Raw genomic sequence first — 11,836 nt, forward strand, 5'->3', positions numbered from 1 at the left:
CCCTGCCTCCGGTCACCCTGGCGTGCGCCAGCGGGTGCGGCGTCCCGGAGGCTCAGGCTTTTTTTGGGACGGCCTGCTGAGTGGAGATCAGCGGACGCAGCGGCTTCACGCGTTCGATGCCGACTGGCTCGGCCGGCATAGCGCCCCAATCGCCGTCGCCAGCATTGCGCGCGGGCGTGTCACCGGGGTTGCGACTCGGTGCGGGTGATGCCATGGGTGGAGCAACCGCCGCTTCGGCCGCCGGATGGCGACGGTGCAGCAGCACCGCCTCGGCCACGCGCTGCACATGGTCGTCGGTGATCGATGCCGCGCCCTCCCACGCCGCGAGCGCACGCGCGGACCGCAGCATCACGAGGTCGGCACGCAGACCGTCCACGCCGGCCGCGATGCACAGCGCGCCGACGGCTTCGTGCACGGCATCGCCATAAGGCAGTGCCGCAGCGTCTGACACGAGGCTTCGCGCACGCACCAGGGCGGCGGCGAGCGCAGCTTCTTCATCCGCATGCGCCGCACGGAAGCCCTGCGGATCGGCATCGAAAGCCAAGCGTGCACGCACGATGGCCTGCCGCTCGGCCGCGTCCTGGAGGTTGCGCAGCCGCACGCACAGGCCGAAGCGGTCGAGCAGCTGCGGGCGCAGGGTGCCCTCTTCCGGGTTCATGGTGCCCACCAGCACGAAGCGCGCGGCATGCCGGTGCGAGATGCCGTCGCGCTCCACCACATTCACGCCGCTGGCCGCCGCGTCGAGCAGCGAGTCGATGAGCGCGTCGGGCAGCAGGTTGATCTCATCGACGTACAGCACGCCGCCGTGCGCGCGCGCCAGCAGGCCGGGCGCGAACTTGAGTTCATGGGCGGCCAGCGCCTGCCCCAGGTCGAGCGTGCCCACGAGGCTTTCGAGGCTCGCGCCGAGCGGCAGCGTGACGAAGGGCGCGCCGGGCAACAGCTCGGCGAGCGCGCGCGCGGCCGTGGTCTTGGCGGTGCCGCGCGGGCCTTCGATGAGCACGCCGCCCAGCGCGGGATCGACCGCGGCCAGCAGCAGCGCCTGGCGCAGCTGCGGCTGGCCGGCGATCGCGGCAAAGGGAAACGGCACCGGCATCGGGGCGGCTGTGGTCATCGGGAGCTTCCTTCCATCTGCTGCTCGTGGTCGAGCAGCAGGTTTTCCAATTGGTGCTTGTAGTCGCCGGGCGACTGCCAGAGGCCGCGCTGCATGGCTTCGAGCAGGCGGTTGAGCATGTCCTGCAGCGCGCGCGGATTGTGCGCGTTGACGAAGTCGCGGGTGGCCTCGTCGAGCACGTAGGCGTCGGCCACCATCGCGTACTGGTGGTCGCCCACCACGCGCGCGGTGGCGTCGAAGCCGAACAGGTAATCGACCGTCGCAGCCATCTCGAAGGCACCCTTGTAGCCGTGGCGTTTCACGCCGTCGATCCACTTGGGGTTGACCACGCGCGAACGGATCACGCGGCTGATTTCTTCCTTCAGCGTGCGCACGCGCGGCGCCTGCGGGTTGCCGTGGTCGCCGTGGTACATCGCGGGCTGCTGCCCGCTCAGGTGGCGCACGGCGGCGGCCATGCCGCCCTGGAACTGGTAGTAGTCGTTGGAGTCGAGCAGGTCGTGCTCGCGGCTGTCCTGGTTCTGCAGCACGACGTTCATCGTGCGCAACCGACGCACCAGCGCGTCGCTGGCCGGCACGCCGTCGCTGCCCTGCCCGTAAGCATGGGCACTGCCGCCGACATAGGCCTTCGACAGGTCGTCGTCGGTCTGCCAGTCGCCGTGGTCGAACAGCGGCTGCAGGCCCGAGCCGTAGCTGCCGGGCGCGGAACCGAACACGCGCCAGCCGGCCTGCGTGCGCGCCTCGTCGGGCGCCACGCCTTGCGCTTCGAGCGCCGCGGCTTCGCGCAGGATGCGCGCGCGGATCGGGTTGCGCTCGGCGTCTTCGTCTTCCTGCGCAGCCACGGCCTGCACGGCCGCGTCGAACATCTGCACGGCATTGGGAAAGGCATCGCGGAAGAAGCCCGAGATGCGCAGCGTGACATCGATGCGCGGACGCCCGATGCCGACCGTGGGCAGCACCTCGAAGTCGACCACGCGCTGGCTGCCCGGTGCCCACTTGGGACGCACGCCGATGAGTGCGAAGGCCTGCGCCAGGTCGTCGCCGCCGGTGCGCATGGTGGCCGTGCCCCAGACCGACAGGCCCAGTGCGACCGGGTAGTCGCCGTGCTCCTGCAGATGCCGTTCGACCAGCTGCGCGGCGGACTTGAGCCCGAGCATCCAGGCCGTGGGCGTGGGGATGGCGCGCGTGTCGACCGCGTAGAAGTTGCGCCCGGTCGGCAGCACGTCGGGCCGGCCGCGCGAGGGCGAACCGCTCGGGCCCGGCGGCACGAAGCGGCCCTGCAATGCGCGCGACAGCTGACGCAGTTCTTCCCCGCCACACGCATCGAGCGCGGGTGCGAGGCTGCGTGCGATGCGACCCATCACCGCAGCGGTGTGCGGCAGCCCGGGCGGGCAGCTCTCCGCTTCGAGCAGCTGCTGGGCCAACAGCTCCAGTCGCTCGCGCGTGTCGCCCTGGTGGCGCCAGGCCTCGTCGCTCACGGCCGCCAGCAATGCCGGCCGTGCGCCCTGCCAGGGCCGCGCTGCGTCGATGTCGAGCGGGTCGAAGGCCTCGCCGGGCAGCAGATCGGCCGCGAGCGCGCCGAGCAGCCCGGCGTTCTCGCCCGCGCCGTCGCCGGCCGGGTAGCGTGCGAGCGCGAGCAGCGTGTCGCGCCGCAGCCGCGCGCGCGGCGAGTCGCCGAACACATGCAGGCCGTCGCGGATCTGGGTTTCTTTCAGTTCGCACAGGTACGCATCGACGCGCGCGAGCACGGCATCGTCTTCCGCGCCCGGCATGCCCAGCTCTTCGACCAGGTGCTGGGCACGCACGGTCGCGAGGATCTGCGCGCGCAGCACCTTGGCGCGGCGCGCGTCGACCAGCAGCGCGTCGTAGTACTCGTCGACCTGCCGCTCCAGGTCCTGCAGCGGGCCGTGGTTCTCGGCGCGCGTGAGCGGCGGCATCAGGTGGTCGACGATCACGGCCTGCGTGCGGCGCTTGGCCTGCGCGCCCTCGCCGGGGTCGTTGACGATGAAGGGATAGACGTTGGGCAGCGGCCCGAGGATCGCATCGGGCCAGCAGGTGGCCGACAGCGCGAGGCTCTTGCCCGGCAGCCACTCGAGGTTGCCGTGCTTGCCGACGTGGACGACCGCGTCGACGGCGAACACGTCGCGCAGCCAGAAGTAGAAGGCGAGGTAGCTGTGCGGCGGCACCAATTCGGCGTCGTGGTAACTCGCGTAGTCGGCCAAGCCCAGCGGGCCCAGCGCGCGCGCCGGTTGGATGCCGACGAACACGCGGCCCAGCCGCAGCCCGGCGATCATGAAGCGGCCCTGGCGCAGCATCGGATCGTTTTCAGGCGGGCCCCATTGCGCATCGATGGCAGCGGCCATGCCCTCGGGCAGCGCGGCAAGGCGGGCGCGGTAGTCGGCGAGCGCGTAGCTCTGCCACGCGGGCCGCGCGGCCCATTGAGCAGAATCGTTGGCGATGCCTTCCTGCAGCGTGCGCATCAGCGCGTCGCCGTCCGCGGGCAGCGCGTCGAGCGTGTAGCCCTCGGCCTGCATCGTGCGCAGGATGGCCATCACCGAGGCCGGCGTGTCCAGCCCCACGCCGCTGCCGATGCGGCCTTCGCTGCCGGGGTAGTTCGCCAGGATCAGCGCGACGCGCTTCTCGTCGGCGCGCAGGCTGCGCAGCCGGCACCAGCGGCGCGCCAGCTCGGCCACGAAGGCAATGCGGTCGGGCTCGGGCCTGTAGCCGACCACTTCGGTCTGCGTGAGTTCGCAGCGGTGCGACAGGCCCTTGAAGCTCACGGCGCGCGTGACGATGCGCCCGTCCATCTCGGGCAGGGCAATCTGCATCGCGATGTCGCGTGGGCGCAGGCCCTGGCTGTCAGCAAGCCAGTCTTCGCGGTTGCCGCCGCTCACGATCACCTGCAGCACGGGGGCGTCGCCCGCGAGTGCCACGGGCTCACCGCTCTCGTCCGAAGCGCCCTGCCCCAACGCAGCGAAGGCGGTGGTGTTGAGCACCAGCTGCACGTCGTGCTCGATGCACAGCGCGCGCAGTGCGGAAAGGCACAGCGGGTCTTTCAGCGAATCGAGCGCCACGGGCAGCGGGTTCAGCCCTTCGGCATGCAGCGCGGCGGCCAGCGCATCGAAGGCTTCGGTGTTGCCCGACAGCAGGTGCGAGCGATAGAACACCAGCGCCACCACGGGCGCGTTCGCATGCCAGCCCGCACGCAGGTCGTCGATGCCCGCAACCGTGTGCGCCGCATCGATGCCGCCCGGCACATGCAGTGCCACCTGCGGCAGGCTGCGCGGCGGCAACGGCGCTTCGCCATGGCCCAGCCCGTGGAAGGCCACCGCGCGCAGGAACTGCGCCGCGTTGCCCGCGCCGCCCGAGCGCAGGTACTGCCAGAGCTGCCGGCTCACGCCGCGCGGCACGGTGCCGCGCGCGAGCAGGTCTTCGTCTTCCTGCAGGTCGCCCGAGAACATCGCGAGCTGCTGGCCCTGGCGCTTGGCGAGCTTTTCGAGCTGTTGCAGCCCGTAGGCCCAGGCCGATTCGGCCCCCAGGTGATCGACCACCACCACGCGCGCATGCCGCAGCACTTCGTCGACGTACAGGTCGAGCGACGCAGGCTGGCGCAGGTGCATGAGGTTGGCCAGCCGCAGCGACGGGTAGCCGGGGTCGGTGGCCGCCAGCGCGGTGCGCGCGGCGGCGAGCAGCGCGAGCGTGGTGTCGGCCGAGCTGAGCACCACGATGTCGCCCGGCGTCTGGTCGAGCCGGGTGACGACGCTCGGATCGTCTTCGACGAAGCGTCCGGGCTGGGTGCTCAGCAGGTGCATGCGTTGATCAGGCGAGCACGGCGGCCACGCCTTCGAGCGCCTTGCGCAGCGCGGCCTCGTCGAGGTCTTCGCCGATGAACACGAGGCGCGTGCGTTGCGCCTCGCCGTCGCGCCAGCGGCGATCGAAGTGGTGGTCGAAGCGGCGGCCCACGCCTTGCACGAGCAGGCGCATCGGCTTGTTCGGCACGGCGACGAAGCCCTTCACGCGGTAGATGGTGTGCCGCTCGACCAGCGTGGTCAGCACGGCGATGAGGCTGTCGCGGTCCACGGGCGGCAGCTCGATCACGAGCGAGTCGAACTCGTCGTGGTCGTGGTCTTCCTCATGGTCGTGGTGGCTCTCGCGCAGGTGGATGGTGCTTTCGGCGGCGCGGCCCTGGCCCAGCAGCAGTGCGAGCGGCAGCTTGCCTTCGGTGGCGCCGACGATCTTCACCTCGGGCGGCAGCTCTTCGCGCACCAGCGCCTCGACCTGTGCGCGCGCGGCGGCGTCCATGAGGTCGGTCTTGTTGAGCACCACGAGGTCGGCGGCCGAGAGCTGGTCTTCGAACAGCTCGTGCAGCGGCGATTCGTGGTCGAGGTTGGGGTCGGCGCGGCGTTGCACGTCGACCTGCGCGGGGTTCGCGGCGAACTGGCCCGAGGCGGCGGCGGGGCCGTCGACCACGGTCACCACCGAATCGACGGTGAAGATGTTCGCGATGTCGGGCCACTGGAAGGCCTGCACCAGCGGCTTGGGCAGCGCCAGGCCCGAGGTCTCGATGATCACCGCATCGATGTCGCCGCGGCGCTCGGCCAGCTGCAGCATCACGGGCAGGAACTCTTCCTGCACGGTGCAGCAGACGCAGCCGTTGGCGAGCTCGTACAGCGCACCTTCGCGCTCGTTGCCCTCGTCGTCGCAGCCGATGCCGCAACCGCGCAGGATGTCGCCGTCGATGCCGAGTTCGCCGAACTCGTTGACCACCACCGCGATGCGACGGCCCTCGGCATTGCCGAGGATGTGGCGCAGCAGCGTGGTCTTGCCGCTGCCGAGGAAGCCCGTGACGATGGTGACGGGGATCTTGGCGTTGTTGCTGGATGTCATGGAGTGAGTGCTTTCAGGCGCCGAGGGCGCACAGGGAATCGGGCGCCGGCGAGCGGCGCCCCCTCTTCAGATGGGCGCGAATCAGACGGCGCTGTACAGGCGGCGCTCGACGAGGGCCGTGCCCTGCAGGCGGCGCCTGGCCTTGGCCGCAGCCAGCACGCCCAGGTCGACCAGCGGCTCGACCAGCACGACGGTCATGTAGGCCGCGCCGAAGCTGGCGACCTGGCCCAGGTTCTCCAGGCCGGTGCCGCGACCGTAGAGGGCCCAGAAGCCGACCCACACCACGATGCCGCCCTGGTAGGCCACCGACAGCTTGAAGGCCTGCTGGTAGCTGATGTCCACGTAGGCCATGTTCGCGGGAATGATGCGGCGTGCCAGCGCGGCGGTGGCGAACAGCGGCACCAGCAAGGTCGTGACGTTCATGCCGTACTGCGGCAGGTCAGGGGGTGCAAAGAACAGGCTTTGAATGAGCAACCCGCCCGCCAGGCCGATGGCCGCGGGTGCGAGCCCGAAGAGGAGCATCAGCGTGGTGCCCAGAATCAGGTGCACCTCGGACACGCCCACGGGATGGTGCGGGAACAGCTCGAAGAAGCAGAACACGAGCATCACGGTGAAGACCGAGCGCAGCGCCAGGCCGATGGGGCCGTCCTTCAGCAGGGTGTCGAAGGCGACTTTGCCCGTGTAGGCCAGTGCAGCCGCCCCTGTGGCATAGCTGAGGAAGATCTTGGATCCGTCGACGAGTCCGGGTTCGATGTGCATCGCGCACCTCCTGAAATGCACCGAAGTGCGAAAGTTGATTGTTGGGGGATGGACCGGCTTGCGCAAGTCCCCGTCATGAAACCCGGGAGCCTTGCAGCCCCCGCTGAACAGGCGACGGCTGTGGCTTGCGCCGCAGCCGCCGCCAGCCGATCACCACGCCACTCGCCGAAGCGACGGCGCCGATGATCGACAGGAACCACACCACGACATCCCAGGCCGGCCGGTGCTGGATGAGCCAGGGAAAGTCGAGGCTGTGCGCGGCGTTGAAGAGCCAGCGGCGCAGCCGCGCGTTGCGGTCGTTGCTGCCGGCCACCTGGCCGCTCGCGGGATCGATGTAGAGCCAGCTGCGCGCGACGTCGTCGAACTCGAGCCGCCACACGGGCAGCACGCGCGTGCGGTGGTGGCCGTACCAGTGGAAGTCTTCGCGCGTCTGCAAGGTGGCTTGCGTGATCGTGGCGCCGGGGCGCAGCCGTGCGGCGGCGCGTTCGATGTCGTCGCGGGCGATGGCAGTGGATGCGCCGGTGGCGGCATCGACAACCTGCACGCGGGCCTGCGCATCGCGCAGTTGCAAGAGCGGCTTGCCGTCGAACCACATCAGCAGCGCCTCGCGCGGTGCGCCAGTGCCCTCGCCTGTCGGCAGCACGGCCGGCGGCCAGGGGAACGGCGACGCGCCCGCGCCCGTGTAGCGCGCCATCGCGGTCGCATCGGCCGCCCCGCGCTCGAACCACTTGTTGGGGTTCATCGACAGCCAGCCGCTCACGATCCAGGTCAGCACGAAGAACCCACCGATGAATCCGGCGATGTGGTGCCAGGCCATCCAGCCGGTGTACGGCGTGACCGCGCCGCTGCGAAAGCGTCGACGCAGCCGGATGCGCAGGATGCCGATGACGATGCCCGTCACGGCCGAAACGATGCACGCGGCCGACAGCCACACGACCACGTCGTGCCACAGCGGCGGGTCGGCGCGCAGCGGCGTGAAGTAGATCCAGTGCGGCACGGCGCCCAGCCAGTTCCAGAAGCGCTCGGTGCGCGTGGTGTCGCGCACCACCTCACCGGTGCGCGAAGACACGTACAGCGCGGTGCCCGCCGCGTCGCCGATTGCGATGCGGTGCAGCGGGCGCAGCGGGTTCAGACCCTGCGGCACGGTCCACTGGTCGCGCTCCAGCGTTTCGGCCCAGCGTGCCCCGGGCTGTGCGGCAAAGTCGCGGGCGATGGCCTCGGCCTGCGCGGCATCGACCCGCCCGAGCACACGGCCGTCGCGCGCGGACACGGCATGGCGCCCGCCGCGCGCATCGACGATGCGCCACACGGGCTGCGCGTCGGCGCCGGCCTGCATTTCGAGCGCCATGCGCCTGGGCTGCTGCGCGCGCACCGCGGGCGGCAAGGCATCGAGCGCGGCGGATGGCGTGACCACCGCCTGTTCGAAGCGCACCGGGCCGAGCCCCGCGAGCCGCTCTTCGTCCGTGAGGTTCGGGTACCCCACGTACATCATGACCACGCCCGAGACGAACCACATGACGAACAGCAGGCAGCCGCCGATGCCCAGCCATCGATGCGTCCAGTACAGCGCCCGCCGCAGCGGGGGCCATGCGCGTTGCCATGCGGTGCTCATGAGGCGTTGCTCAGAAGTTCACCAGTGCCGACAGCTCGAACGAACGCGGCCGGCCCAGCAACCACTGGTTGCCGCCGTTCGAGAACGAGACCGGGTACTTGCGGTCGGCGAGGTTGAAGGCGCGCAACGCGAGCTTGAGCGACGGGTTCGCCTGCCAGCTCACGCCCGCGTCGGCCACGGTGTACGAGCCGATCTGCCGCGTGTTGGCCGCATCGACCTGCCGCGCGCCGACGTGGCGCACGCCGAACCTGGCCTCCCACTGCGGCAGGAAGTGCCAGTGCAGCCACAGGTTGGCCGCCACCTCGGGCACGCCGGCCGGCGTGTTGCCCGCGCGCGAGACCAGCGACTTGCCGACCGCCTCGTTGAAGTCGTCATAGCGCGCACGCAGCCGCGCGGCGTTGGCTTCGAGGCGCAGCGTGGAGGTCAGTGCCAGGTCGAGCGTGGCTTCGATGCCTTCGGACGACTGCTTGCCGATCTGCTGCACGACGGTCGGGTCGTTCGCGTCGCGCGACAGCAGCTTGGTCTTCTCGATGCGGTAGGCGGCCACACTCCAGGCGCCGCGGCCTTCGGCCAGCTGGCGCTTGTAGCCCACCTCGACCTGCTTGCCGACGCTGAGCTCGAACGGCACCTGCGTGGCCGACGTGCTGATGAGCCCGGTGAGCGGATCGGCCGCGCGCGCCACCTGCGCATAGAACGACTGCGCGCCGTCGGGCGCGTAGACCACGCCGAGGCGGCCGGTGGCGTATTCAAACGTCTTGTCCAGGCGCGGCGCGCGGTTCTGCGGATCGGTGCGCACGATCTTCGCGTGGTCCCAGCGCAGGCTGCCGACCACCGACCACTGCTCGTTGAAGGCCAGCTTGTCTTCGGCGAAGAAGGCGTAGGTGCGGGTCTTGGTCTTGTAGCGCGGCAGGTAGGCCGTGGGCGAGACGTAATAGCCGGGGTTGAACACAAAGGCGTCGACCACCGAGCGCCCGCCGTAGGGCGTGTCGCTCGAATTCAGGAAGTCGATGCGGTTCACATCGAAGCCCACCAGCACCTGGTTCTTCAGGCCGAACAGCGCGTGCTTGAAGGTGGCGTCGGTGCGGTTGCCGATCTGCTCCTGGTCGTGCCCGATCTCCAGGTAGTCGCCGCGCGTCACGCGGTGCGTGGTGGCGCTGTAGGTGTAGGTTTCGCTGTCGCGCCAGTGGCGCTTGCTGTCCAGGCGGTAGAGCTGGTTGCGCACGGTGACGGCGTCGTTGGGCGTCCATTGCGCATCGAGGCGGGTCCAGCGGTCGCGGTACTTGACCTCGGCGTCGTCGAGGTTGTAGTTCTGTTCGCGGTTCAGGCTGCTCACGCGGCCGTTGATGAGCGGCACGCCGAAATAGCGCTGTGGCGTCCGGCGGCCCTCGTCGTGCGAGAGCGTGAACTGCAGCTGCGGCGACACGTCGAGCCGCACCGCGCCGCCCACGGCCAGGCTCTCGGCCTCCCCGCGCAGCATGAAGCCGTCGGTCCTGCGATGGCTGATGTCGAAGCGGTACGACAGCATGTCGTTGATCGCCCCGCCGCTGCCGAAGGCGACCTGGCGCGTGGCGTCGGAGCCCACGGTCACGAGCGCTTCGTTGCGAATCGGGCCGCGCGTGGGCTTCTTGGGCACCACGTTGATCGCGCCGCCGATGGCGCCTTCGCCGAACATCACCGAGGCGGCGCCGCGCAGCACCTCGATGCGGTCGGTCGACCAGGTGTCGAACGGAAAGGTGACGGTGCCCGCGCCCACGTACAGGCGTGTGCCGTCGTACAGCTGCATCACCGAGCCGTGGCCGTTGAAGCCGCGTGCCGACAGCGCCGAGCCGCCGTTGCCCGGCGCGGGCGAGCCCGTGATGCCGGTGGCACGGCTCGCGGCCTCGACCACCGACACGTCGCCGCGTGCGCGGATGGTGTCGCCGGTGAGCACCTCGATGCTGGCCGGCGTTTCGAGCGGCGTGAGGCCCAGACGGCTGCCGGTCTGCGTGGGCTCGTCCAGGGCCAGCGGCGTGTGGCGGTTGGCTTCGATCTGCACGGGCGCCAGGCTGGGGCGGCCCGCCGTGTCGCCCGACTGGGCAAGGGCTGGCCCGCATGCGAGGCCGAGCCCCAATGAAATGCCTGAAAGACCCGAAAGGCGTGCCCGTTGCAGGGGCAGGCCCGGGCGATCGCGCAAGGGCAGCGATGCCTGATTCATCCGATTTCTCCTCCGGCCCGCGTCCCCGCAGGCTCCTGACCGATCGAGGACGAAGAGGGAGAAGAGGCTGAGGGCGGTGCCGTTTCGCGCGAGGGGAAAGGGCAGGCCCGGACACGCACTCCCGCAGCGTCCGAAGGCGGTTGCGAAGGCCGGTATCCGGGCTCGCGGAGTGCGTCGAAAGGTGCATGCACCTCGACGCCGAACCCCTCGCCTTCCCACGCCGAAGCGCAGTGGCTGCCCATGCAAGAAAGCGCATGAGCCTGAGGGTGTCGATATCCGCTGACCGTTGCGGGGGCAGCGCAGGAATGGAAGCGTCGATCAAAAAGACGACGCCTCGCACCTGCTTCCCGTTTAACCCCGCCGCCAATCCTGTGACTGGTCGTGCAGGGCACCTTCGAACCGTGGGGTGTTGGACGACACCGGTGTGAACCAATGTTTCCAACCGCCGGGATTATAGGGAGCGCCCTGCGGCGGCGCCCTTCCGGGCCCCGTCAGACGGGCTTGCCGTCGGGCCCGAACAGCCGCCGCAGCACCGCGACGCCAGCCACCAGCGCGTTCGAATAGGTGGCGTAGGGCTCGTGGGCGGCTTCGAGTGGCACGTACACATGGGTGGAGTCGCCGGGCGAGCCGTCGACGGCCTCCATCAGCACCCAATAGAACTCCCCTTCTTCCAGTTCGTGGACGGTGAGTGCGATGTCTCTCGGCGAAGGCATGACGGTCAGGAATGAAACAGAGGGAATGAACCTGCCTTTGAACGGGCAGGAGGCCGGCGCGGTTGTCAGTACTAGGGCTTCTCCTACAGTGCATGTACGCCGCGCGGCCTAATGTTAGGGGTGGGGAGCTGCATCAGAACAAGGAGTCAGCATGAAACATTTCACGCTTGAACCCAACATGCGCGCCAGTTTCGGCGGCGCGTTCTATCCGACCGGTTACTCGCTGGTGATGTTTCCGAGCGTCGAAGACGCCAGCCGCATCGGCCACGGGCTGATCGAGAAAGGCATCGTGAGCGGCGACGAGGTCTACCTGCTGCCGCCCGAAACCGTCCTGGCGGAAATCGCGCCGACCGTGCATGCCTCGCACAGTCCCCTGCCCTCCGCCGGCACCGACGGCGCCACGGTGCGCGCTTTCATCGAGCTGGCCCAGGAAGGCCACACGGGCCTGTTGATCCGCACCAAGGACGGCGCCACCGCCGAGCGCGTGATGGAACTGGTGCGTACCGTGCCCTACTCGATCGCCGAGCGCTATCGCACGCTGGTGATCGAAGACCTGTAGATCC

General features: G+C 69.8%; 8 protein-coding genes and 1 riboswitch. Of the genes, 1 reads left to right on the forward strand and 7 read right to left on the reverse strand.

The window, feature by feature from the left end; genetic code table 11:
• Positions 1–52: 52 nt before the first annotated feature.
• From IG196_RS18490 to IG196_RS18520, 7 genes are all read right to left on the reverse strand, one after another.
• Entirely contained in the window at positions 53–1,111 is a 1,059-nt protein-coding gene (locus tag IG196_RS18490; protein WP_192192277.1) for an ATP-binding protein, read from the reverse strand.
• Positions 1,108–4,920, reverse strand: coding sequence for a cobaltochelatase subunit CobN (cobN, locus tag IG196_RS18495; protein WP_192192278.1), 3,813 nt, complete (start codon positions 4,918–4,920; stop codon positions 1,108–1,110). Before cobN ends, IG196_RS18490 begins: the two co-directional genes overlap by 4 nt.
• A gap of 7 nt (positions 4,921–4,927) precedes the next feature.
• Positions 4,928–5,995 (reverse strand): cobalamin biosynthesis protein CobW, encoded by a 1,068-nt coding sequence (gene cobW / locus IG196_RS18500; RefSeq protein ID WP_192192279.1) that lies wholly within the window; start codon positions 5,993–5,995, stop codon positions 4,928–4,930.
• An 81-nt stretch (positions 5,996–6,076) separates the two neighbouring features.
• Positions 6,077–6,754: an energy-coupling factor ABC transporter permease gene (locus IG196_RS18505; protein WP_192192280.1), complete on the reverse strand. Its 678-nt coding sequence runs from the start codon at positions 6,752–6,754 to the stop codon at positions 6,077–6,079.
• Positions 6,755–6,827: 73 nt separating this feature from the next.
• Entirely contained in the window at positions 6,828–8,366 is a 1,539-nt protein-coding gene (locus tag IG196_RS18510) for a PepSY domain-containing protein (protein WP_192192281.1), read from the reverse strand.
• A 10-nt stretch (positions 8,367–8,376) separates the two neighbouring features.
• Positions 8,377–10,560: a TonB-dependent receptor gene (locus IG196_RS18515; RefSeq protein WP_192192282.1), complete on the reverse strand. Its 2,184-nt coding sequence runs from the start codon at positions 10,558–10,560 to the stop codon at positions 8,377–8,379.
• Positions 10,561–10,689: 129 nt separating this feature from the next.
• A riboswitch (cobalamin riboswitch) is annotated at positions 10,690–10,971 on the reverse strand.
• Between the two features lie 80 nt (positions 10,972–11,051).
• Positions 11,052–11,273, reverse strand: a complete 222-nt coding sequence (locus IG196_RS18520; RefSeq protein ID WP_062480886.1) for a hypothetical protein — start codon at positions 11,271–11,273, stop codon at positions 11,052–11,054.
• Positions 11,274–11,424: 151 nt separating this feature from the next.
• On the opposite strand from IG196_RS18520, the gene IG196_RS18525 reads away from it, so the two are divergent.
• A complete protein-coding gene (locus IG196_RS18525; RefSeq protein WP_192192283.1) occupies positions 11,425–11,832 on the forward strand; it encodes a hypothetical protein in 408 nt (135 codons plus the stop codon).
• Positions 11,833–11,836 lie beyond the last annotated feature (4 nt).

The organism is Variovorax sp. 38R (genome assembly GCF_014843395.1).
GTDB classification, from domain to species: domain Bacteria; phylum Pseudomonadota; class Gammaproteobacteria; order Burkholderiales; family Burkholderiaceae_C; genus Variovorax; species Variovorax paradoxus_H.